Genomic DNA, 22,468 nt, shown 5'->3' with positions numbered 1-22,468 from the left:
ACCTCCAGCCAGGGCGTGGCGGAGGGATCAATTTACTCTTTAACAGCTGGCGGCCCCGGTGCTAGGGTGAGCTACGGATTGATTGAGCATGTGGTGCAGGCCACATGGGAAGGAGATCGACATGGCTGAGCGAGGCAACACGACCCACGGCCAGAATCTGGACGACCAGATGAAGCACGAGACGCAAGGCATGGTGAGGGGCAACAAGCCTGCCCACGCCGAAGAGTGGCGGGAAACCGAGCCGTTTCCCGATGATACGGATCCCGCAGAGGTGCAGGCGGCCATGGATCCAGTAGCTAAGCCGGACAGTCCAGAGGGCGAGGAGCCTTCCGAGCGCGGTGGCAACTCCGGTGACTGACCGCCTGACGGAATACGCGGATCTGTACCGGCAACCCGGCCCCTGGTGCCTAGCCTACGTGGATGCAAGCGCCGGCACCGTCGATTCCCTGGAAGCCGCGGACGTGCAGCCCGGAAATGTCCGGGCTGCACTGGCCGGGCAGGGTGCCGGGAAAGACGACCTGGACGCTATCGAAGAGGCCCTCCAGCCCGCCACCGGCGAACCCTCCCCGGTCAGCCGGTTCGTTCTAGTGCAGCAAGGAACGGTGCGGATCAACGAACTGCTGCCCGGGCCCCTTGTCGTTCCGGAAAGAATTGCGGTTGAACCCGTCCCGGACCTGCTGCCTTTGTTAAAACACCGCCCGGAGGACTTCCCTTACGTCGTCGCGGAAGTCAGCCGGGATGAAGGCGAGATCCGACTCCACCATGCCGGACGACGGAATGCCACGAAAAGCCAGGACATTCAGGGGTCGAGTGAGAACCTGAGCAAGGTCCCGGGAGGAGGCTGGGCGCAGGGGAAATTCCAACACCGGACCGAGGAGATCTGGCGGCGCAACGCCGACCAGGTCGCGGGCGAGATCGACAAGACGATCCGCGACAGCGGGGCGAGGTTACTCATTCTCGCCGGCGACGTGCGGGCACGCGGGCTGGTCCAGGAACAGCTGGCCGAAGCAAGCCGGGCCGTGCTCACCGTGGTGGAGTCCCACACACTCGCCCCCGGTGCTGATCGTGAAGCCTTCAATGCCGAGATCGAGGAAAGGGTGGCGGCGCAGTGGGCGGCCGATCAGGAGCAGGTGCTGGAGCGACTGGCCGTGCAGGAGGGCCAGGCGAATCCCGAATCGGCGACCGGGATAGGTGCTGTCGTGCACGCACTCCAACAGGCCCAGGTTGACGTACTGATCCTCAACGACCGGGCACTCACCGAACGTCGTGTGCTCGCGCTCGATGCCGAGCCCTGGATCGCCACCGCTGACGGCGAATCCCTCGGCGCAGAGGTCCTCGGCCGGATTCCTGCGCCCGCAGCGCTGCTGAGGGCAGCGGCGCTGACAGACGCCCGGATCCTGCTCGTCCCCGGGCCCGCCTTGCCCGAAGGTGTGGACATCGCCGCCCTGCTGCGCTGGCCGACCGGACCAGCGGCCCCATCCGCCTAGCGCCGTTCCGCTTAGCGGATAGGGCCGGGTCGACTCAGCGCTGCCGCCGGGCGGAGGCGGAATTATTCCTCTTCCGCCCGATCGCCGGCTGCCTCGTCCAGCAGTCCACGCTGGGCGAGGTCGGCAGCCTCTGATGCCTCCGGCGGCAGGGGGTCAGTAGCGGGAGGTACATCGCTGGGCGCGGAATCCGACAGCCCGGCGGCCACCCGCTCCTGCTCCGCCGCCTTCTCGAAAACATCGTCGTCGATGTCCTCAGGCATTTTTCCGTGCCCCGTCCGGGTGGGAGTGGGCAGCGCGTCCTCCTGCGGGATGATGACATCACCGACAACGGGATCCGGCTCTTGACCTGGGGTAGACATGGCGCTCTCCTTCAGTTCGCTGATGGTCCAAGCCTAGAGGCCGGAGCGATCCTTGTGAACATCATCCGGGACCGCCACGGTAGCCAGGGCCGTCAGCTGATCAACAGCCCCAGGGCCTCGGCGAGGTGCCCGACTTCCCGCACGGAGAACCCGGCCGGCACCGGACCTGGGCCATTCGGGCTGGCGGGGACCACCGCGTGCGTGAACCCCAGCCGGTGGGCCTCCTGGATGCGCTGGTTGATGCCGGGCACGGGACGGACCTCGCCGGCCAGGCCAACCTCGCCGAAAGCGATGAGCCGCTGCGGCAGGGGTTTCTTGGCCTTCGCGGAGGCCACGGCCAGGGCGACGGCGAGGTCCGTGGCCGGCTCGCTGAGCTTCACGCCGCCGACGGTCGCGACGTACGAATCATCCTTGTGGAGCAGGCAGCCTGCCCGCTGCTGCAGCACGGCAAGCAGCATCGCAACCCGGGAGCTGTCCAGCCCGCTCGTGGCCCGGCGGGGCTGCGAGCTGGCGCTTTCGGCCAGCAGGGACTGCACCTCTGCCAGCAGCGGGCGGCGCCCCTCGAGGGTCACCGTGATGCAGGTTCCGGAGACCGGTTCCTTGGTCCGTGAGACAAACAGCCCGCTGGGATCGGCCAGGCCCACGATGCCGTCCTCGTTCAGGTCAAAGCAGCCGACGTCGTCGGTGGGTCCGTAGCGGTTCTTGACGGCACGCAGCAGCCGGAGCCGGGAGTGCCGCTCGCCCTCGAACTGGCAGACGACGTCCACGAGGTGCTCGAGCAGCCGGGGGCCGGCGATGGAGCCGTCCTTGGTCACGTGTCCCACCAGCAGCGTCGTCATGTTGCGGCGCTTGGCCGCGGCGATGAGGGAGGCTGCGACCTCGCGTACCTGGGAGACGCCGCCGGCGCTGCCTTCGACGTCGGCGCTGCTGAGCGTCTGGACGGAGTCCACCACGAGCAGGCGGGGTTCGAGCTTCTCCACCTGGCCCAGGGCCTGGCCGAGGTCCGTTTCCGCGGAAAGGTAGAGGGACTCGGCGACGGCGTCGATCCGGTCCGCGCGGAGCTTGACCTGCGCCGCGGACTCCTCGCCGGTGATGTAGAGGACGTCCTGCGCGGTGCGGGCAAACTTGGCCGCGACGTCCAGCAGCAGGGTGGACTTTCCCACGCCGGGCTCACCCGCCAGCAGGATCACGGCGCCCGGGACCAGCCCGCCGCCGAGCACGCGGTCCAGTTCGTCGACACCGGTGGGCAGGAAGGCCGCGGTGGTGGCGTCTACCTCGGCGATCCGGCGTGCCGGCTCCAGGACGGTCGTGGCCGCCGTAGTCCGGGCCACGGCGGCGCCGGTCTCCTCCACGGTGCCCCAGGCCTGGCACTCGCCGCAGCGGCCCACCCATTTCGCCGTGGTCCAGCCGCACTCGGCGCATTTGTAGCCCGGCGCCTTGGAAGCCCGGGAAGTCTTGGTAGCCATCGTTCCACCCTATCCGCGGCCGGCGACAACCAGGAGAACCGGAGCGGCGCGGGACGGCAAACTAGAGCGGAGGGAGGATGTCCCGGGCTTCCTTGGCATCGACCCCGGCGGCTTCCAGCAGGTCCACCATCAGCGGACGGAACAGCATGACCACCGTTTCGCCCTCCAGCAGCTGCACGTCCAGCAGCCGGGGATGCAGCCGGCCGGCGATTTCCCGCAGCTCGGCCCGGGCCGTCCGCAGATGGGCGCGGCGGACGCCGTCGTGCATTTCCGCCAGGCCCAGGGAGAGTTCGTCGACGGCGGTGGCCGTCTCCTGCAGGACCTCGGCAATGTTCTGGGTGGCCTCGTCGGAGAGCGCTGCATGGTTGATGGCGCTGGTCAGGCGGCGGGCAAAGACCCGGCTGTTGCGCAGCGCGAGATCGATATAGTCCAGCGACTGCTCCATCTGGTCGAGCTCCTCCCGGTGCCGCCGGTAGGCGGGCGCCAGGGTGGCCACCTCGCCCGAGGACCGGAGCGACAGGCGCATCGCATCGACGAGGGACTGGCAGTTCCGCCCGCGGATCAGTGCATGCCAGGCCTGGGTGGAATCGCTGTAGCTCAGCGCGGAGGCGCATTCCCGCAGCACCTCGGCGAGCTCATGCAGGAGCTTCTTCACGTCCTTGCGGGGTTCACGGCGCGGGTCCTTGGGGATGAGGATCGTTACCAGCAGTGCGAAGATGCCGCCCACGACGGCGTCGATGCTGCGGGTGAACGGGCCGCCGTCGGGCGCCGGCAGCAGCACCACCAGCAGGGACTGCAGCCCCAGCTGGGTGGTGAAAATGGTGCCGCTGTCCAGGAAGCGCGCCAGCAGGATCGAGAAGAGGAGAACGACGGCGGCCTGCCAGATTCCCGCGCCCAGCCAGTGGAGCAGGAGGTCCCCGACCACGATGCCGATGGTGCAGCCCAGGCCCACTTCCACCACCCGGCGCAGTCTGGGATCGCGGGAAAAACCGAGGGCAATCAGGGACGAGGTGGCCGCGAACAGCGGGCCTGTGTGACCGAGCACGTACTCGGCGAAGGCGTAGGCGCCCACCGCGCAGGCAGTCATCTGGACTGCCGGCAGGAGCGAGTTCCGGCTCCGGACAAAGCCCGTACGGACCCGGCTGCGCAGGAAACGGGCGCTTGCGGAAAGTCCAGTAGACGGGGCCATGCCTTCCAGTCTATTTGCTCAGCCCCGCGGCGGTGTCCGAGCCTCGACCCTTACGGATACGGCCCGGTCAGCGCAATGGGAACCCGGCAGATGTAAGCGAAAGTCCCGGCGTCGTTAACCATCCGTTCACCTTGAACAGCCATTCTCTTCACCTGGGGCACCTACCTTCAATAAAGGTACAAACCGTACGCATCCCTTGCCCGGCCTTCTCCGGCCCGGCACGCATAGAAAATCCCTGGAAGGGGTACATCTAGTGAAGGCACTCCGCTTCGGCCGCCACGCGGCTATCGCTGTCATCGCAGCCGGCGCACTCGCGCTTACCGCTTGTGGTTCTGATAACGCCACGAACGCCCCGGCCGCCACGCAGACGGCGACGGGCCCGAAGGTCACCGGCACGCTGACCGGCATCGGCTCCTCTGCACAGGGTGCGGCCATGGACGTCTGGAAGACCAACTTTGCCTCGGCAAACCAGGGCGCCACCGTGCAGTACTCCCCGGACGGCTCGGGCGCCGGACGCAAGGCCATCCTGGACGGCTCCGCACAGTTCGCCGGCTCCGACGCCTACCTCAAGGACGAGGAGTACGCCAGCGCCATGGCCAAGTGCGGTCCCGAGGGCGCGCTCAACATCCCGGTCTACATTTCCCCGATTGCCGTGGCCTTCAACCTGCCCGACATCACCGAACTGAACCTTGACGCGCCCACCGTCGCCAAGATCTTCCGCGGCGAAATCGCCACGTGGAATGATCCGGCCATCGCCGCCCTGAACCCGGACGCCACGCTGCCGGACCTCAAGGTCACCCCGGTGAGCCGCTCGGATGATTCCGGCACCACCTCCAACTTCACCGACTACCTGGCCGCCGCCGCCCCCGAGGCCTGGACCGACAAGTCCGCGGGCATCTGGCCCGCATCCCTGGCGGGCGAGAACGCCAAGGGAACCTCCGGCGTGGTCAAGACCGTCACCGACACCCCAGGCGCCGTTACCTACGCCGACGACTCCGCCGTCAGCGGCAAGCTCGGCATCGCGCAGATCAAGGTCGGCGAGACTTTCACGAAGATCTCCGCCGATGCGGCTGCCAAGGCAGTCGACGCCGGCACGCCGGTTGAAGGCCGCAACGCCAACGACCTGTCCATCAAGCTGGACCGCACCACCACGATCGAGGGCGCTTACCCGATCGTGCTGGTTTCCTTCCACATCGTGTGCTCCAGCTACGACACGCAGGAAACCGTCGACCTCGTGAAGGCCTTCGAAAGCTACGTCGTCTCCGACACCGGGCAGCAGGCAGCGGCCGACGCCGCCAAGTCCGCCCCGCTGTCCAAGACCCTGCAGGACAAGGCGCTGAAGTCGATCGAATCCATCAAGGTCAAGTCCTAGGGATACCTTGCGCTGACAGGCATAGTGGAAACACCAGCCTGATCCGGGTTCCCTGTCCCTGCACGGCTGTCACCGACGGCCGTGCAGGGACAGGGAACCGATGTGTTTGTCCGAAGTACCCAATGATCTGAAGGATCGTGAAGTGACCACCACCTCCCTGACCTCGTCCCGGGGCGCAGGCCGCGCCGGGGACAAAGTCTTCTCGGCAGCCACCCTGGCCGCAGGGTGCCTGATCCTGGCCGTGCTCTTCGGAGTGGCGCTTTTCCTCGTCATCCAGGCAATTCCCGCCCTCACGGCCTCCCCGGACCAGATCCAGGGCGGCGAAGGCTTCTTCGCCTACATCTGGCCGATCGTGATCGGCACGCTGATCGCATCCGCCATCGCCCTCGTCATCGCCACACCGGTCGCGATCGGCGTCGCCCTGTTCATCTCGCACTTCGCCCCGCGGCAGCTTGCCTCCGGCCTCGGCTATCTGATCGACCTGCTGGCCGCCATCCCCTCGGTGGTCTATGGCGCCTGGGGCGCGGCGTTCCTGGCCAAGGAAATCTCGCCGGCCTACAACTGGCTGGCCGACAACATGGGCTGGTTGCCGATCTTCCAAGGTCCGGCATCGGCAACCGGCAAGACCATCCTGACCGCGGGAATCGTCCTGTCCGTCATGGTGCTGCCCATCATCACCTCGCTGAGCCGCGAGATCTTCCTGCAGACCCCCAAGCTGCACGAAGAAGCGGCCCTCGCGCTCGGCGCCACCCGCTGGGAAATGATCCGGATGGCTGTGCTGCCCTTCGCCCGCCCCGGCATTGTCAGCGCCGTGATGCTGGGACTGGGCCGCGCGCTCGGCGAGACGATGGCGGTGGCGCTCGTGCTGTCCTCCGGCGCCCTCACCGCGAGCCTGATCCAGTCCGGCAACCAGACTATCGCCGCCGAAATCGCGCTGAACTTCCCGGAGGCCAGCGGACTCCAGGTCAGCACGCTGATCGCTGCCGGCCTGGTCCTGTTCCTCATTACCCTCGGCGTGAACATGATCGCCCGCTGGATCATCATCCGGCACAAAGAATTCTCGGGAGCCAACTAAATGACCTCCACCCTGACCCCCGTCCAGAAGCGGTCGGCCCTCACCAAGGGCCAGTTGCCGAAGTGGGCCCCCTACCTGGTCCTGGGAATCGCCCTGATTCTCGGCGCCGCCATCCTGGCCCTGATCGGCTTCAACGCCTTCGGCTGGGGGATCGTCTCGGCCATCCTGTTCGCCGCCGGCCTCGTCGGCTGGAGCGCCATCGTGGAAGGCGCCCGCAGGGCCAAGGACAAGCTGGCCACCTGCCTGGTCGTCGGCGCCTTCCTGGTCGCGCTCCTCCCGCTGATCTCCGTGATCTGGACCGTGCTCGTGAACGGCCTGCCGGGCCTCACGGACCCGGGCTTCCTCAGCACGTCCATGAACGGTGTCACCGGCGCGTTCGACAACAAGAGCGTCGAGGAAGGCGCCCCGGTAGTCGGCGGTATCTACCATGCGCTGCTGGGCACCGTGCAGATCACGCTCCTGGCGACCGTCATCTCCGTGCCTGTCGGCCTGCTGACCGCCGTTTACCTCGTGGAGTACGGCAACGACCGCGCGCTGGCCCGCGCGATCACCTTCTTCGTCGACGTCATGACCGGGATCCCCTCGATCGTGGCAGGCCTGTTCGCCGCAGCGTTCTTCTTCGCCATCGTCGGTCCGGGGACTAAGACCGGCGCGGTCGCCGCCGTCGCGCTGTCCGTGCTGATGATTCCCGTGGTGGTGCGCTCCAGCGAGGAGATGCTCAAGATCGTCCCGAACGAGCTCCGCGAAGCCGCCTACGCGCTCGGCGTGCGCAAGTGGCGGACCATCCTCAAGGTGGTCATCCCGACGGCGATCTCCGGCATCGCCTCGGGCGTCACCCTCGCGATCGCCCGCGTGATCGGCGAGACCGCACCGATCCTGGTCACCGCAGGCTTCGCCACCTCCATCAACACCAACGTGTTCGCCGGCTGGATGGCTTCGCTGCCCACCTTCATCTACACGCAGATCCTGAACCCCACGTCACCGTCGAACCCGGACCCGTCCTCCCAGCGCGCCTGGGGAGCGGCCCTGGTCCTCATCATCCTGGTGATGCTGCTCAACCTCGGCGCCCGGCTGATTGCCCGCCTCTTCGCCCCCAAGGCCGGCCGCTAGGCCTGCGCCCTCCGTCTACCCTCCAGCAAGTTAAGGAACATCATGTCTAAGCGCATCGACGTCAAGGACCTGAACGTCTACTACAGCAAATTCCTGGCCGTCGAAGACGTCAGCATCAATATCGAAGCCAAGTCGGTCACCGCCTTCATCGGCCCCTCGGGCTGCGGTAAGTCCACCTTCCTGCGCACCCTGAACCGGATGCACGAGGTCATTCCCGGTGCCCGCGTCGAAGGTGAAGTGCTGCTCGACGGCGACAACCTCTACGGTCCCGGCGTGGACCCGGTGACCGTCCGGTCCCAGATCGGCATGGTTTTCCAGCGACCCAACCCGTTCCCCACAATGTCCATCCGGGACAACGTGCTGGCCGGCGTGAAGCTGAACAACCAGAAAATCTCCAAGGGCGAGGCCGATGCCCTGGTGGAGCGCTCGCTGCGCGGCGCGAATCTGTGGAACGAAGTCAAGGACCGGCTGGGCAAGCCCGGCTCGGGCCTTTCCGGCGGGCAGCAGCAGCGGCTCTGCATCGCCCGGGCCATTGCCGTGGAGCCGCAGGTCATCCTGATGGACGAGCCCTGCTCTGCCCTGGACCCGATCTCCACGCTCGCCATTGAGGACCTCATCAACGATCTCAAGGACCAGTACACCGTGGTGATCGTGACCCACAACATGCAGCAGGCAGCGCGCGTTTCTGACCGGACAGCGTTCTTCAACATCGCCGGCACCGGAAAGCCGGGCAAGCTGATCGAGGTCGGGGACACCCACACCATGTTCAGCAACCCGACGCAGAAGGCGACGGAAGACTACGTGTCCGGCCGCTTCGGGTAGTCCGCCCCTAACGGCTGCTCCGCCGGCACTCAGGGAGCGGCCGTCGTGATCCTACAGCCCCGCCAACGGCGAGAGTGAAAGTTCCAGGACGAACGCGACAGCCGCGGTGAGGACCGGGGTGAGCAGCCAGAAGGCCAGGACCCGCAGCACGACCCGCCTGTTGGTGGCGGGGAAGCCCTGGTTGGAGCCGGCCCCCAGCACGGCTGTGGTCACCGTGTGGGTCGTGGAAATGGGCCAGTGCAGCCCGATCGCGCCGACCAGCAGGATTACCGAGCTGGAGAGCTGGGCCGCGAACCCGCGGAGGGGATCCATCCGGATCAGCCGGTAACCGACCGTGTAGGAAATCCGCCAGCCCCCGGCCAGGGTCCCCGCCGTCAGCATCGACGCGGTGAGCAGCGCCACCCAGATCGGCATGGAGCCGCCGTCGGACAGCCCGGAGGCGAGCAGGGCAAGGATCAGCACCGCCCCGGTCCGCTGTCCGTCCTGCAGGCCGTGAGCGAACGCGACGGCGCCGGCGGCGATGGTCTGGGCCCAGCGGGACCGGCTGTTGACAACGTTCGGGGGCGTGTAGCGCGCGGCCCAGGTCGCGGGCCAGACCAGCAGGTAGGCCCCGACAAAGGCAATGGCTGGCGAGAGCAGTAGCGGCAGCACCACCTGGAACAGCAGGGAGTTATCCACTCCCGAGACCGCGTGTCCGCCCACCGCGAGGCTCGCCACGCCGGCGCCGGCCAGTCCGCCCACTAAGGCATGGGTGGAGGAGGAAGGGATCCCGCGCCACCAGGTGTAGATGCCCCAGATGACGGCGCTGAGGAGGCCCGCCACGAGAATGGTCAGGCCGTTCTGTCCGGCCGGGAGCTGGATCCAGGTCCGGCTTACTTCCAGTGCCAGGGTGGCGCTCAGGGCGGCGCCGATGAAGTTGAACAGGCCCGCGAAGAGCACCGCCACGGTGGGAGTCAGGGCCCGGGTCCGCACCGGCAGCGCCACCGACGTCGAGGCGTCCCGGAAGCCGTTCAGGAAGGCAAATGCCCCGGCGAAAACCACCACCAGGGCAAAGAAGAACACCGTCACGTCAGGATTCCTTGACGATGATGCTGCCCACCTGGGTGGCGATCCGCCGCATGTCCTTGGTGACTTCCACGAGCTGGTTGGCGATGTCCCGGTTGCGGGCGTACTGGGCCGACTTCATGTCATTGAGCATGTCCGCCACCCAGACCCGGTGGGTCCGCTCCGCGCGCTTGGCCAGCCGGAGGATCTCGATCCAGTAGTCCTCGAGGTCGTCCAGGTTGTTGAGCCTGCGCATGGCGTCGACGGTGAGCTCGGCCTGCCGGCTGATGATCTCCAGCTGGTCCGCGGCCCTTTTGGGCAGGCGGTCCAGCTTATAAAGGGACACGAGCTCTGCGGCGGCGTCGAGCTTTTCCATCGCCTCATTGAGGTACCGCGAGAGCGCGTACATGTCTTCGCGCGGGAGCGGGTTCACGAAGCTGGTCCGCATGTGGGTCAGCAGGGCGAAGTGCAGTTCCGCGGACTTGGCCTCGTGGTTGTGCATATCCTCCACGAGCCGGCCGTGTTCGCTCGCGGGTGCGCCGAAGATTTCCGAGACGGTGCCGGTGGCGAGCACGATCTGGTGTGCCAGCAGGGAGAGCAGGTTCAGCCCGGCGGGCTCCTGGGGGAAAAGGCGCAGCTTCACGTCGGGTCACCGGTTTTCGGAAGGGAGGTGCGGGGGTACTCGCTGCCGGCCGTGTGACTTGACGATGACCCGAGCATGGGAATTACTTTACCGTCCGCTGTGTGCGTCCCGGGAAACCGTCAAAAGGGGGGCCGATGGAGTGTCACGGGCGCCGGTTAGAGGGCAGGAAAACCGCCGTTCGCCATGGTCAATATGCCGACGGATGCCGTTGCTAAAACTCAAGCAGCTTGTTAGTATGTCAGGACAAAGTTAATGAAGGGGTTCTAAATGCCGCTGGTTCGAATTGATGTCAATGCAGGCCGAAGTCCCGAGGAGCTCGACAGCCTCAGCCGCCGGATCCACGATGCCATCCTGGCCGAGTATGGCATTCCCGAGCGGGACTACTTCCACATCGTCACGGAACATGCCCGCGGCCAGATTGTCGCTCAGGATGCAGGTCTCGGTTTCGAGCGGAGTCCGGGCGTGGTGATGATCCAGATCTTCACCCAAGGTGGGCGTAGTCAGGAGGCCAAGCAGTCTCTCTTTGCGGCTGTTGCAGCGCGGCTTGCGGAGGTTGGCGTGGCTGGCGAGGACGTCTTCCTCGGGTATGTGGAAAACAGTGCAAGCGACTGGTCGTTCGGGTTCGGCCGCGCCCAGTACGTAACGGGCGAACTGGCTGTTCCCCTCAAGTAAGGGCTCCGCGAAGGTCCGGATCCGGACCTGCCGGGAGTGTTTCCTTTGAACACTAACGTTCGTTGTAAGTATGTCAGAACAAACCTTTGACAGGACATAAAATCTGGTGCAGAGTAGTGGTTGTGGCCCCGCTCACGTGCGGTCCGGCCAAGGCACCGGAGCTCTCACCGTCCGGCCAGAGTTCAAACCAGAAAGGTCCGCGATTACCGTGACCCACGAACTGCTCACGATCGGGCGCATCAGCGTTGATATCTACCCGAACGACATTGGGGTGGACCTGGAGGATGTGCGGTCCTTCGGCAAGTACCTCGGTGGATCACCTTCCAACGTAGCGGTGGCAGCTGCCCGGCATGGCCGCCGGACCGGCGTGATCACGCGCACCGGCGATGACGCCTTCGGCAGATACCTGCACCGCGAGCTGCGCAAGTTCGGGGTGGACGATTCCTTCGTCATCCCGGTGAAGGAGTGGCCTACCGCCGTAACTTTCTGTGCCATCAAGCCGCCGGAAGATTTTCCGCTGTACTTCTATGGCCGGTTCCCCACGGCACCGGACCTGCAGATCAAGGCCGCCGAGTTGGACCTGGACGCCATCCGGGACGCACGGATTTTCTGGTCCACCGTGACCGGGCTGTGTCAGGAGCCCAGCCGAGAAGCGCATATCAAAGCCCACGAGGCACGTGACCGGGACCGGCTGAAGATCGGCCAGTTCACTGTGCTGGACTTGGACTACCGCCCCATGTTTTGGGCTTCCGAGGAGGAAGCCCGGGAACAGGTCGCCAGGATTCTGCCGCACGTCACGGTCGCCATCGGCAATGACAAGGAATGTGCCGTCGCAGTGGGGGAGGGGACCCCTGACGAGCAGGCCGACCGGCTGCTGGCTGCCGGCGTCGAGATCGCCGTCGTCAAGCTTGGCCCCGAGGGTGTGATGGCCAAGACCCGCACCGAGCGTGTGGTGTCCGCCCCGGTGCCGGTGGAGACCGTCAACGGCCTGGGTGCCGGTGATTCCTTCGGCGGCGCCTTCTGCCACGGGCTGCTGTCCGGTTGGCCGCTGGCCCAGGTCCTGGATTACGCAAATGCCGCCGGCGCGATCGTCGCCTCCCGCCTGTCTTGCGCCGACGCGATGCCGACGCCGGACGAGGTCACCTCGCTGCTCGCGGAACGCGGCCGCCTGGTTCCCGGCCAGTTTGCCACCGAAGGAGCAGCCCTGTGAGCATCAACCTTGGCACCGCCATCGTCGACGTGGACGACGATCCCCGCCGTTACACGCGCCTGAGCACCATCCGCCTGGAGGATCCGGACGCCGTCGCACGCGCCGCCAAGGCCCGCCGCCGGCACCCCGGGCTCAAGTACGGGAGGCAGAACTTCATCGTGGCGGCGGACCACCCGGCACGCGGCGCCCTCGCCGTCGGGAATGATCCGGTGGCCATGGCGGACCGCCGGCAGCTGCTGGACCGGCTCCAGATCGCGCTGGCAAACCCGGATGTGGACGGCGTGCTGGCCTCCCCGGACATCATGGATGACCTGCTGCTGCTGGGCGCCTTGGAGGGGAAGCTGGTGTTCGGTTCGATGAACCGCGGGGGGCTGTCCGGTTTGGTGAATGAGTTCGATGACCGTTTCACCGGTCACACCGCCGCAGCGCTTCAGGCGCTGGGGGCGGACGGCGGGAAGATGCTGACCCGGATCTGTCTCGGCGACCCGGACACCGTGGCCATGTTGGAAGCGACGGCGAAGGCGATCGACTCCCTCGCCGAGCGGAAGCTGATCGCGATGGTGGAGCCGTTCCTGTCCGTCCGTGAAAACGGCAAGGTCCGCAACGACCTCTCCACGAACGCCGTCATCAAGTCCATCGCCATCGCCGAAGGCCTGGGATCCACGAGCGCCTACACCTGGATGAAGCTTCCCGTGGTGGCCGAGATGGAACGCGTCATGGCCGCCACCACCATGCCCACCGTCCTGTTGGGCGGGGACCCGGAAGGTACCCAGGACGAAGTCTTTGCCAGCTGGCAGGCCGCCCTGGCCCTGCCCGGCGTGCAGGGCCTCACGGTCGGCCGGACCCTGCTCTACCCGGCCGACGGCGATGTTGCAGGTGCCGTCGCCACCGCAGCGTCGCTCCTTAACCACACCGCAGAAGTATCGGAGTAGTCTCCCATGGGAACAACAGCAGGAACCCGCCGCATGACCGTGGCGCAGGCCGTGGTGGAATACCTTTCCCGGCAGTACACGGTTGACCGCATCGGCAGCGAGGACTACCGGGAACGCCTGATTCCCGGCACGTTCGGTATCTTCGGGCACGGCAACGTTGCCGGCGTCGGACAGGCCCTGAAGCAGTACCAGCAGCAGGATCCGCGGATTATGCCGTACTACCAGGGCCGCAACGAACAGGCCCAGGTCCACCAGGCCGTGGGCTACGCCCGGCACACCCGGCGCCGCCAGACGTTCGCGATCAGCACCTCGATCGGGCCCGGTTCCTCCAACCTGCTGACCGGCGCGGCCCTGGCCACCACCAACCGGCTTCCGGTGCTGCTGCTGCCCAGCGACACCTTCGCCACCCGCGCCGCGGACCCGGTCCTGCAGCAGCTCGAGCAGTCCTACGCCTACGACATCACCGTCAACGACGCCTTCCGGCCGCTGTCCAAGTTCTTCGACCGGGTCTCCCGGCCCGAGCAGCTGTTCTCCGCGTTCCACCATGGCCTGCGCGTCCTGACGGATCCGGCCGAAACCGGCGCGGTCACGATCTCCCTGCCCCAGGATGTCCAGGCCGAGGCCTTCGACGTGCCTGAGGAGTTCCTGGCCGAGCGCGAGTGGCGGATCCGCCGCCCGGACGCCGACGACGAGGACATCCGCCGTGCTGCCGAGGCGATCCGGGCCGCGAAGCGGCCGCTGATCATCGCCGGCGGCGGCGTGCTCTACGCCTACGCCAACGACGAACTCGCGAAGTTCGCCGAGCTGACGGGCATCCCGGTCGGCAACACCCAGGCCGGCGTTGGCGTCCTGCCCTGGGACCACACATTCTCCCTGGGGGCGATCGGCTCCACCGGCACGACGGCGGCCAACGCCATCGCGGCCGAGGCGGACCTGATCATCGGCATCGGCACCCGCTACGAGGACTTCACCACCGCCTCGCGGACCGCGTTCCAGAACCCGGACGTGAAGTTCATCAACATCAACGTCGCGCCCATCGACGCGTACAAGCACGGCACCACGCTGCCGATCGTGGCCGATGCCCGCAAAGCCCTGGTGAAGCTGAACCAGGCCCTGGGCGGCTACCGCATCGGCGCCGACCTGGAACAGCAGATCGCGGCCGAGAAGCAGCGCTGGGACGCCACGGTTGACGAAGCGTTCGACACCCGGTTCACTCCTTTGCCGGCGCAGAACGAGATTATCGGCGCCACGTCCCGGGCCATGGACGCGGCTGACGTCGTCATCTGCGCCGCGGGCTCGCTGCCCGGGGACCTGCACAAAATGTGGCGGGTCCGGGACCCGTTCGGCTACCACGTGGAATACGCGTACTCCTGCATGGGCTACGAGATCCCCGGCGGCCTCGGCGTCAAGCGCGCGGCGCTGGCCGAAGCCGCACGCGGCGGGCAGCAGCGCGACGTCGTGGTCATGGTGGGGGACGGTTCCTACCTGATGATGCACACCGAACTCGTCACCGCCGTCGCCGAGCGGATCAAACTGATCGTGGTCCTGATCCAGAACCACGGCTACGCCTCCATCGGCTCGCTCTCCGAAATGCTCGGTTCGCAGCGGTTCGGCACCCAGTACCGGGCCCTGGACGAGCAGCAGCACAGCTTCGACGAAGGCGAGACCCTCCCGGTGGACCTGGCCCTGAACGCCGAGTCCCTCGGCGTGAAGGTCATCCGGATCGAACCGGGGGAGAAGGTCATCGCCGAACTCGAACAGGCCATCCGCGACGCCAAAGCCGCCCCCGAGCGCGGCGGCCCCATCCTGATCCACGTCGAATCCGACCCCCTGCTGGACGCCCCGAGCTCCGAATCCTGGTGGGACGTTCCCGTCTCCCAGGTCTCCGACCTCGACTCCACCCAGCAGGCCTTCAAGACCTACACCGACCACAAGAACCGCCAGCGCAGACTGCTCGGCTGATCTCCCGCACGCTAAACACCAAACACGCTACAGACCAAGGAGTCCGCACATGTCGACGACGACCACACTGACCACCGTCAACCACTTCATCAACGGCGCTGAAACCCCCGGCGAAGGCGACCGCACCCAGCCCGTCTACAACCCGGCCACCGGCGCCGTCTCCGCGCAGCTGAGGCTGGCCAACCGGACCGACCTGGATGCCACCGTTGCAGCGGCCCGCGCCGCCGCGGACAGCTGGGGCGACATCTCCCTGGCCAAGCGCACGGCCGTGCTGTTCAAGTTCCGCGAACTCGTCGCTTCCCACGTGGACGAGCTCGCCGCACTGATCACCGCCGAGCACGGCAAGGTCCTCTCCGACGCGAAGGGCGAGATCGGCCGCGGCCTGGAAGTCATCGAGTTCGCCTGCGGCATCCCGACCCTGCTCAAGGGCGACTACTCGGACCAGGTCTCCAGCGGCATCGACGTGTTCTCCTTCCGCGAACCCCTCGGCGTCGTTGCCGGCATCACCCCGTTCAACTTCCCCGTGATGGTGCCGCTGTGGATGGCCCCGATGGCCATCGCCACCGGCAACGCCTTCATCCTCAAGCCCTCCGAACGCGACCCGTCCGCCTCCATGCTGCTCGCGAAGCTGTGGAAGCAGGCCGGCCTGCCCGACGGCGTGTTCCAGGTCCTGCACGGTGACAAGGAAACCGTTGACGGGCTCCTGACCCACCCGGACGTGGACGGCATCTCCTTCGTCGGCTCCACCCCTGTTGCCCAGTACATCCACGAGACCGCGACGGCGCACGGCAAGCGCGTCCAGGCCCTGGGCGGCGCGAAGAACCACGCCATCATCATGCCCGACGCCGATCTGGACAACGCCGCCGACCACCTCGCCGCCGCCGCCTTCGGTTCCGCCGGCGAACGCTGCATGGCCATCTCCGTCGCCGTCGCCGTCGGTGACGCCGCAGACCTGCTGGTCAAAAAAGTCGAAGAACGCGCCCTGGCCGTGAAGGTCAACAACGGCACCGCGCCCGACGCCGACATGGGCCCGGTCATCACCCCCGCCTCCAAGGAACGGATCGTGAAGATCGTCACTGAAGCCGAAGCCGCCGGCGCGGCCATGGTGGTGGACGGCCGCGACCTCGTGGTCCCCGGCCACGAGGACGGCTTCTGGGTCGGCCCCACCGTCATCGACCACGTCAAGGCCGAAATGACCGCCTACACCGAGGAAATCTTCGGCCCGGTCCTCGTCGTGGTCCGCGTCGCGGACCTCGACGCAGGCATTAGCCTGATCAACTCCAACCCGTACGGCAACGGCACCGCCATCTTCACCTCCTCCGGCGCCAACGCCCGCAAGTTCCAACGCTCCGTTACCGTGGGCATGATCGGCATCAACGTGCCGCTGCCGGTGCCGGTGGCCTACCACTCCTTCGGCGGCTGGAAGGCCTCGCTCTTCGGCGACAAGCACATCTACGGCCCCGAAGGCGTCTCCTTCTACACCCGTGGCAAAGTAGTCACCTCCCGCTGGCCTGAATCCACCCACGCCTCCGGCGCCTCCTACAACTTCCCCTCCAACTAGTCCCCACCGCGAAAGACAAAGCTGTCATGACTGAGAACAAATTGATCATCGGCACGGCGCCGGATTCCTGGGGTGTCTGGTTCCCGGATGATCCCCAGCAGACACCGTGGGAGCGGTTCCTCGATGAAGTGGCCGAGTCCGGTTACAAATGGATCGAACTGGGCCCTTACGGATACCTGCCGAACGATCCCACCCGCCTCGCGGAGGAACTCAAGCAGCGCGACCTGAAGGTTACAGCCGGTACGGTCTTCACCGCCTTCCACCGCGGCGCAGCCCAGTACGAGGAAGCCTGGGAACCTGCCCGTAAGGTGGCCGAACTGACGGCAGCCATGGGCGGCGAACACATCGTTGTCATTCCTGCCATGTGGCGCGATGACGTCACCGGCGAAGCCGTTGAGAACGGCGAACTGACCGACGAGCAGTGGGCTGACCTGTTCGCAGGCCACAACCGCATGGGCAAGGTCCTGCTGGAGGACTTCGGCCTGAAGCAGCAGTTCCACTCCCACGCAGACTCGCACGTCGGCGCACAACAGGATATCGAAACCCTGCTGGCCGCCACGGACCCGAAGTACTTGAACCTCTGCCTGGACACAGGCCACGCAGAATACTGCGGAGCCTCCAGCCTTGAACTGATCAAGAATTACCCGGACCGCATCGGCTACCTGCACCTGAAGCAGATAAATCCGGACGTCCTGAAGAAGGTCAACGAGGAAAACATGACGTGGGCCGCCGCGAACCTGGCCGGCGTCATGACCGAACCGCCGAACGGTCTTCCGGACCTGCGTGCTGTCATCGAGGCAGTGGAAGGACTCAACCGTCCGATCTTTGGCATCGTGGAACAGGACATGTACCCCGTTGCCTTCGACGTCCCGATGCCCATTGCCAAGCGCACCCGCAACTACCTGCTCTCCTGCGGATCCCGCACCACCGTCAGCTAGCCCGACCAAAGGACAGAACAATGACTGAGATTCTCCGCGTAGCCGTCATCGGCGCAGGCCGCATGGGTGCGGACCACATCAAGCGGCTCAGCACCCGCATCCACGGCGCTGAAGTTGCCGCCGTCGTCGACGTAGACCTCTCCCGTGCCCAGGCCGCCATCGAAGGGATCGACGGCGCCGTGGCACTCGCCAGTGCCGAGGAGGCGCTCAACAACGGCGATGTCAACGCCGTGCTGATCGCCACCCCCGGATTCCTTCACGAGGAAATCCTGTACCAGGCGCTCAAGAAGGACTTCCCGATCCTGTGCGAAAAGCCGCTCACCCCTGACGCCGAAAGTGCGTGGAAAGTTGTCCAGGCAGAAACCGCGCTGGGCCACAAACGCATCCAGGTCGGCTTCATGCGCCGCTTTGACGCCGAATACGCGGCCTTGGGCTCTGTCATCCGCGACCGCGAACTGGGGGAGCTGCTGATGCTGCACCACCAGCACCGCAACCCCACAACGCCCCAAGGCTTCACCAACGAGATGCTCATCAACGACTCCGTGGTGCACGAATTCGACGCGATTCGCTTCTTCACAGGCGAGGAAATCACCTCCGTGCAGGTCCGCCTGGGCAAGGCAACGAAGAACGCGCCGGCAGGCCAGCACGACCCCCAGCACGTACTGCTCGAGACGGAGTCCGGTGTCCTGGCCGACGTCGAGATCTATGTCAACGCCAAGTTCGGCTACGAAGTGGCCACCCAGGCCTCTTTCGAGGACGGCATCGTGAACATCGGCGGCGACGGCGGCCCGTATTTCCGCACCTCCGGCCGCTGGGGCGGCAAGGTCACTCCCGGCTTCGAGGAGCGATTCGGCGCAGCGTATGACGTCGAAGTCCAGGCTTGGGTGGACGCGGCCCGCCGCGGCGAAATCGGCGGCCCCACCGTCTGGGACGGCTACGCCACCGCAGCCTGCTGCGAAGCCGGCGTCGAAGCCCAGAAGTCGGGCGAAAAGGTCAAGGTTCAGCTCAACGCCAAGCCGGACCTCTACAACTAACAGCTCCTGCAAACCACGAGGCGGTCTGTCGGCAGCAGCCGGCGGGCCGCCTTCTTGCACGCACCATCGAAGTTTTCCAAACCACAAAGGAGTGACCATGAAAATCGCCCTGGACCCCACCCCTTTCCATCACAGCCACAGCCTGCTGGAATTTCCGCGCGTGGCCGCCGACCTCGGATACAAGTACCTGCAGCTGACTCCGCATGCGGACATGATCCCCTTCTACAACCACCCCAAAGCCGACGATGAGCTGGTGGCCCAGATGAACAAGGCGTGCAAGGATGCCGGCGTCGAAATCGCGTCAGTCCTGCCGGTCCTGCGCTGGTCCGGTCCGGACGAGGACGCCCGCGAAGCCGCCGTCCGCTACTGGAAGCGCGCCATCCAAATCGCCCTAGACCTCGGCGTCAGCACCATGAACACCGAATTCAGCGGCCGCCCCGAGAAGGCCGAGGAATCCGAGCGCGCCTTCTACCGCTCCATGGAAGAGCTGCTGCCGATCATCGAGCGGGAGGGCCTGGATGTCCTGATCGACCCGCACCCGGACGACTTCGTCGAAGATGGCCTGGCCGCCATCCGCGTCATCCGCGGGCTCAACTCGCCCAACATCGGCATGGTCTACGTGGCCTCACACTCGTTCCACATGGGCAACAAGCCCCTGGAGATCATGAGGGCCGCAGGGGGACAAGCTGCGCCTCGTCCACGTCTCGGACACCATGGACCACCACGCCTCCCACGGCCTGCGTTACATCACCAACCCGCCCGGAAACGCCGTACGGCTGCACCAGCACCTGAAGATCGGCGACGGCGACGTCAACTGGGACGAGTTCTTCGGCGGGCTCAAGGAAATCGGCTTCCTGGACAAGGACAACCCAGTGATGGTATCCAGTGTCTTCGCCGAGGACGACAACGCCGAGGACGTGTCCCGTTACCAGCTGGAGACGATGGGCCGGTACATCGATAAGGTCAAGTAGTGGGGACCGACGCGAAGCAGACCATATCGCACCCCACCGCGGTCCAGGCCCAGCGCCCGGGCACCACCGAGCCAGCCAATCCGAAGAAAGCGGGACCTCGGCCTCACACCGTTGACCGAAGGGCTCGTCACCTCCACGCTCCTGTTCGGTGCGGCCTTCGGCGCCATCAGTGCAGGCCGGCTCTCGGACCGGTTCGGCAGGAGCAAGACCATCATTGGCCTGGCCGTGGGCGGCGCCTCCGTCATCGTCCCTGTGTACCTCGCGGAAATGTCGCCGGCCGCCCAAACGCGGCCGAATCGTCAGGGCTTATCGGCCACCACATGCACGTCTGCTTCGATGGCTTCCATGACCAGGTCGCGGCGGGTGTGCGGCGGGGTGGTGATGGTCACCGCGTCCACGCCGGCGTCCAGCAGTTCGGCAAGGCTCCCGTAGACGGGCAGCTCTGGGAAGTCCGCTTCGGCCTGCGCCCTCTTCGTTTCCGAGCGGGCCACAATGCCAACCAATTCGATGCCGTCCGCCGCTTCAATGAACGGAGCGTGGAAGTACCTGCCGTCTGCTCCGTATCCGACAATGCCAATACGCATGTTTCGTTTCCTTCTCCTGTTGGTGGAATGGGTCTGGATTCCGGATGGCGACTAGGGTACGGCGCGTAGGCGGCGACTTGGCCGTTGTTCGCCGGCCGTGTGGTGTGTCAGGCAGCAGGGACCGCCGGGGCTTCCAGTGGCCAAGTGCCGCGAGCCTGCTATCAACTCCGCCGGCTGACTCCCTCCAAGACCTTCTGCTGATCTCCGTCAGTGCGGGGCTTGCTGCCACCAAAGCGCTGGGTGAGGTTGTCTTCGATTTGCTCAAGGGTGAGGTTCTTCGTTTCCGGAATTGCGCGGACGTAGAAGACCAAGGTTGCGACGTTGATGACTGCAAAAAGGAAGAAGGTATACCCCCGGATAGCAGCAATCAGCACGGGGAATACCAGGGACACAATCGTGTTCGCAATCCACACGAAGGAGGTTGCAAGACCCGTTGCCACGCCGCGAATCTTCAGCGGGAAGATTTCGGCCAATAGCAGCCAAAAGACTGGACTAATGCACGCCTGCATAAAAAACAGGAACACGAGCATCCCCGCCAAAACGAGGTATGACCCAAGACGAAGCGGGCGGCGACGATGAATTCAGTGTTCGGGGCGATGGCACACCCCACGGCGCCTATGAAGAAGATGACTGCGAGCAGCATGATGGTGCGTTTGCGGCCCTGCCTGTCGGAGAGTCGGCCGCCGAGAGTATTGAGCCGAATACTGCGCCGAATACCAGTGAAGCGGTCACCACGCCCTCTTCGGCCACCGGAAGTCCCAGTCCTCCTTGCTCGGGAGAGAGGCTCATGAACGGCAGGGCGCCGCTGATTACACCCGTGTCATAACCAAACAGCAAACCGCCGAGGGTGGCGATGAAAGTGATCAAGCCGAGCTTGGGGGCGGAGGGTTTCCCGGTCTTTTCCCGTGTGCTTCTGACGGCGTTGTCATGGCAAGTTTTTCGTTTTGGAGAAGTTCAATGATTTTGATGCGGACCGGGCCAAGAGCCCGTAGCCTGTCCCAGTGCTTCAGATTCTTGCCGGGGACCAGTCTGGGGTCTCGGTGAGGACGACGTCGCCCAGAAGTTTGGCGGCGCGGCGAACGCCCTCCGATGAGCTCACCAGGGTGTCTTCATGCTCGATGTTGAGAGTTCCGTCGTAACCAACCGCGCGGAGCTGGTAAACAAAGTCTGCCCAGAAGGTGGCCCCTTGGGCGTGTCCGAGACCGAGGGTGACGTAGTTCCAGGCGCGCGCTCGCGGCTGGTCTAGGGGGGTGGTGTCCAGCATTCCATTTTGCCGGGCATGGGGGAGTTCCACACGGATGTCTTTGGCATGCACGTGGTAGATGGAACTGCCTAACGCCTGGACGACAGTAGGAATGTCGGCTCCCATCCACATCAGGTGTGAGGGGTCCAGATTGGTTCCGACCGCTTCGTTATCGACTTCGTTAAGCAGCCGTTGCATTGTTGCGACATTGTGGACCAGCTGGTTGCCGCATGGCTCCACCGCAAGTCGTACGCCGTTGTCGGCGGCGAACTTTGCCAGTTCGCGCCAGTAGGGAACGGCGACCTCTTTCCACTGGTAGTCAAGAACGTCGAGGTTTTCCGGGGGCCACGCGCTAGTAATCCAGTTTGGGGTGGAGTCGCCGCGCGCTGCCGGCAAACCAGACATCAGCACCACCGTGGGAACACCTAGTTCTCCGGCGACGGTGATGGAGTCGCGCACCACCTGATCGTGCCTGGCTCCGGAGACAGGGTGGAGCTGGTTGCCGTTGGCGTTCAGAGCGCTGATTTCCAGACCGCGGCCGACCACCAGGTCCTGCAACTCGCTTCTGGCCAGCGCGGAGGACTTCAGCGTCGGAAGGTCGGCATGTGGACTCTCGGACCAGTTACCGGTGGCCACCTCAACCGAGCTCAAGGCAAGTTCCCTGGCCAAGTCCAGCGCCTGGTCAAATGGAAGCCGGCTCACTGAATCTGTGATCAAACCAATCTTCATTGGGTATCCCTTCTTTGGTGCGAAATTTGTGGAGGTGGTGGATCAGGCCACGAATGCTCTTTCAC

The 22,468-nt window shown here is 65.6% G+C and carries 23 protein-coding genes and 2 pseudogenes; 15 read left to right on the top strand and 10 right to left on the bottom strand.

Features of this window, described 5'->3' with window-relative positions; all coding sequences use genetic code 11:
- The first annotated feature begins 121 nt into the window (after positions 1 to 121).
- A complete protein-coding gene (locus QFZ69_RS19810) occupies positions 122 to 358 on the top strand; it encodes a hypothetical protein (protein ID WP_306913821.1) in 237 nt (78 codons plus the stop codon).
- Positions 351 to 1,487 carry a Vms1/Ankzf1 family peptidyl-tRNA hydrolase gene (locus QFZ69_RS19805; RefSeq protein ID WP_306913819.1) on the top strand — a complete coding sequence of 379 codons (1,137 nt, stop codon included), beginning with the start codon at positions 351 to 353 and terminating at the stop codon, positions 1,485 to 1,487. Before QFZ69_RS19810 ends, QFZ69_RS19805 begins: the two co-directional genes overlap by 8 nt.
- A 62-nt stretch (positions 1,488 to 1,549) precedes the next feature.
- Here QFZ69_RS19805 and QFZ69_RS19800 read toward each other — a convergent pair whose 3' ends face one another.
- From QFZ69_RS19800 to QFZ69_RS19790, 3 genes are all read right to left on the bottom strand, one after another.
- Positions 1,550 to 1,846 (bottom strand): hypothetical protein, encoded by a 297-nt coding sequence (locus tag QFZ69_RS19800; RefSeq protein WP_306913818.1) that lies wholly within the window; start codon positions 1,844 to 1,846, stop codon positions 1,550 to 1,552.
- Positions 1,847 to 1,938: 92 nt separating this feature from the next.
- Positions 1,939 to 3,312: a DNA repair protein RadA gene (gene radA / locus QFZ69_RS19795; protein ID WP_306913816.1), complete on the bottom strand. Its 1,374-nt coding sequence runs from the start codon at positions 3,310 to 3,312 to the stop codon at positions 1,939 to 1,941.
- 61 nt (positions 3,313 to 3,373) lie between these two features.
- Complete coding sequence (locus QFZ69_RS19790; protein WP_306913814.1) at positions 3,374 to 4,501, bottom strand: aromatic acid exporter family protein; 1,128 nt, start codon at positions 4,499 to 4,501, stop codon at positions 3,374 to 3,376.
- Between the two features lie 253 nt (positions 4,502 to 4,754).
- Between QFZ69_RS19790 and pstS the strand changes: the two genes are divergently transcribed.
- The 4 genes from pstS (at position 4,755) to pstB (ending at position 8,880) form a co-directional block, all read left to right on the top strand.
- A complete protein-coding gene (pstS, locus tag QFZ69_RS19785; protein WP_306913812.1) occupies positions 4,755 to 5,873 on the top strand; it encodes a phosphate ABC transporter substrate-binding protein PstS in 1,119 nt (372 codons plus the stop codon).
- A 142-nt stretch (positions 5,874 to 6,015) separates the two neighbouring features.
- On the top strand, positions 6,016 to 6,948 hold the full coding sequence (pstC, locus tag QFZ69_RS19780; RefSeq protein WP_306913810.1) for a phosphate ABC transporter permease subunit PstC: 933 nt from the start codon (positions 6,016 to 6,018) through the stop codon (positions 6,946 to 6,948).
- Entirely contained in the window at positions 6,949 to 8,058 is a 1,110-nt protein-coding gene (gene pstA / locus QFZ69_RS19775) for a phosphate ABC transporter permease PstA (protein ID WP_306913807.1), read from the top strand. It begins immediately after the preceding gene.
- Between the two features lie 42 nt (positions 8,059 to 8,100).
- The gene (gene pstB / locus QFZ69_RS19770; protein WP_306913805.1) at positions 8,101 to 8,880 is read left to right on the top strand and encodes a phosphate ABC transporter ATP-binding protein PstB; all 780 of its coding nucleotides are present in this window, start codon (positions 8,101 to 8,103) and stop codon (positions 8,878 to 8,880) included.
- Positions 8,881 to 8,931: 51 nt separating this feature from the next.
- On the opposite strand, the gene QFZ69_RS19765 is transcribed toward pstB, so the two are convergent.
- Together QFZ69_RS19765 and QFZ69_RS19760 are read right to left on the bottom strand one after the other, a co-directional pair.
- Positions 8,932 to 9,948: an inorganic phosphate transporter gene (locus tag QFZ69_RS19765; protein WP_306913803.1), complete on the bottom strand. Its 1,017-nt coding sequence runs from the start codon at positions 9,946 to 9,948 to the stop codon at positions 8,932 to 8,934.
- Position 9,949: 1 nt separating this feature from the next.
- Positions 9,950 to 10,567, bottom strand: coding sequence for a DUF47 domain-containing protein (locus QFZ69_RS19760; RefSeq protein WP_306913801.1), 618 nt, complete (start codon positions 10,565 to 10,567; stop codon positions 9,950 to 9,952).
- A gap of 267 nt (positions 10,568 to 10,834) precedes the next feature.
- Between QFZ69_RS19760 and QFZ69_RS19755 the strand changes: the two genes are divergently transcribed.
- The 9 genes and pseudogenes from QFZ69_RS19755 to QFZ69_RS19715 all read left to right on the top strand — a co-directional run.
- A complete protein-coding gene (locus QFZ69_RS19755) occupies positions 10,835 to 11,239 on the top strand; it encodes a tautomerase family protein (RefSeq protein ID WP_306913799.1) in 405 nt (134 codons plus the stop codon).
- Between the two features lie 208 nt (positions 11,240 to 11,447).
- A complete protein-coding gene (gene iolC, locus QFZ69_RS19750) occupies positions 11,448 to 12,449 on the top strand; it encodes a 5-dehydro-2-deoxygluconokinase (RefSeq protein WP_306913797.1) in 1,002 nt (333 codons plus the stop codon).
- Complete coding sequence (locus QFZ69_RS19745) at positions 12,446 to 13,381, top strand: deoxyribose-phosphate aldolase (RefSeq protein WP_306913796.1); 936 nt, start codon at positions 12,446 to 12,448, stop codon at positions 13,379 to 13,381. The genes iolC and QFZ69_RS19745 overlap by 4 nt, the downstream gene beginning before the upstream one ends.
- A gap of 6 nt (positions 13,382 to 13,387) precedes the next feature.
- The gene (gene iolD, locus QFZ69_RS19740; protein ID WP_306913794.1) at positions 13,388 to 15,343 is read left to right on the top strand and encodes a 3D-(3,5/4)-trihydroxycyclohexane-1,2-dione acylhydrolase (decyclizing); all 1,956 of its coding nucleotides are present in this window, start codon (positions 13,388 to 13,390) and stop codon (positions 15,341 to 15,343) included.
- A gap of 49 nt (positions 15,344 to 15,392) precedes the next feature.
- Positions 15,393 to 16,904 carry a CoA-acylating methylmalonate-semialdehyde dehydrogenase gene (locus QFZ69_RS19735; RefSeq protein ID WP_306913793.1) on the top strand — a complete coding sequence of 504 codons (1,512 nt, stop codon included), beginning with the start codon at positions 15,393 to 15,395 and terminating at the stop codon, positions 16,902 to 16,904.
- 26 nt (positions 16,905 to 16,930) lie between these two features.
- Positions 16,931 to 17,842, top strand: a complete 912-nt coding sequence (locus QFZ69_RS19730) for a sugar phosphate isomerase/epimerase (RefSeq protein ID WP_306913792.1) — start codon at positions 16,931 to 16,933, stop codon at positions 17,840 to 17,842.
- A gap of 20 nt (positions 17,843 to 17,862) precedes the next feature.
- A complete protein-coding gene (locus QFZ69_RS19725) occupies positions 17,863 to 18,876 on the top strand; it encodes a Gfo/Idh/MocA family protein (RefSeq protein WP_306913791.1) in 1,014 nt (337 codons plus the stop codon).
- Between the two features lie 97 nt (positions 18,877 to 18,973).
- Positions 18,974 to 19,847 (top strand): annotated as a pseudogene (locus QFZ69_RS19720) (sugar phosphate isomerase/epimerase family protein).
- Positions 19,848 to 19,934: 87 nt separating this feature from the next.
- Positions 19,935 to 20,148: pseudogene (locus tag QFZ69_RS19715) on the top strand (MFS transporter); the annotation flags it as partial.
- On the opposite strand, the gene QFZ69_RS19710 reads toward QFZ69_RS19715, so the two are convergent.
- The 5 genes from QFZ69_RS19710 to QFZ69_RS19690 all read right to left on the bottom strand — a co-directional run bounded on the left by QFZ69_RS19710 (position 20,147) and on the right by QFZ69_RS19690 (position 22,343).
- Positions 20,147 to 20,431 carry a Gfo/Idh/MocA family protein gene (locus QFZ69_RS19710; RefSeq protein WP_306913789.1) on the bottom strand — a complete coding sequence of 95 codons (285 nt, stop codon included), beginning with the start codon at positions 20,429 to 20,431 and terminating at the stop codon, positions 20,147 to 20,149. The pseudogene QFZ69_RS19715 and the gene QFZ69_RS19710 overlap by 2 nt on opposite strands.
- Before the next feature lie 161 nt (positions 20,432 to 20,592).
- Positions 20,593 to 20,940 carry an MFS transporter gene (locus QFZ69_RS19705; RefSeq protein WP_307000488.1) on the bottom strand — a complete coding sequence of 116 codons (348 nt, stop codon included), beginning with the start codon at positions 20,938 to 20,940 and terminating at the stop codon, positions 20,593 to 20,595.
- On the bottom strand, positions 20,883 to 21,074 hold the full coding sequence (locus QFZ69_RS19700; protein ID WP_306913786.1) for a hypothetical protein: 192 nt from the start codon (positions 21,072 to 21,074) through the stop codon (positions 20,883 to 20,885). The genes QFZ69_RS19705 and QFZ69_RS19700 overlap by 58 nt, the downstream gene beginning before the upstream one ends.
- On the bottom strand, positions 21,047 to 21,298 hold the full coding sequence (locus QFZ69_RS19695; RefSeq protein ID WP_306913784.1) for an MFS transporter: 252 nt from the start codon (positions 21,296 to 21,298) through the stop codon (positions 21,047 to 21,049). The genes QFZ69_RS19700 and QFZ69_RS19695 overlap by 28 nt, the downstream gene beginning before the upstream one ends.
- Positions 21,299 to 21,437: 139 nt before the next feature.
- The gene (locus QFZ69_RS19690; protein WP_307000350.1) at positions 21,438 to 22,343 is read right to left on the bottom strand and encodes a sugar phosphate isomerase/epimerase; all 906 of its coding nucleotides are present in this window, start codon (positions 22,341 to 22,343) and stop codon (positions 21,438 to 21,440) included.
- Positions 22,344 to 22,468: the final 125 nt, after the last annotated feature.

It is taken from the genome of Arthrobacter sp. V1I7 (genome assembly GCF_030817015.1).
Classification (GTDB): domain Bacteria; phylum Actinomycetota; class Actinomycetes; order Actinomycetales; family Micrococcaceae; genus Arthrobacter.
The sequence above is the reverse complement of the archived record's forward strand: the minus strand, read 5'-3'. Positions and strand labels throughout refer to the sequence as shown.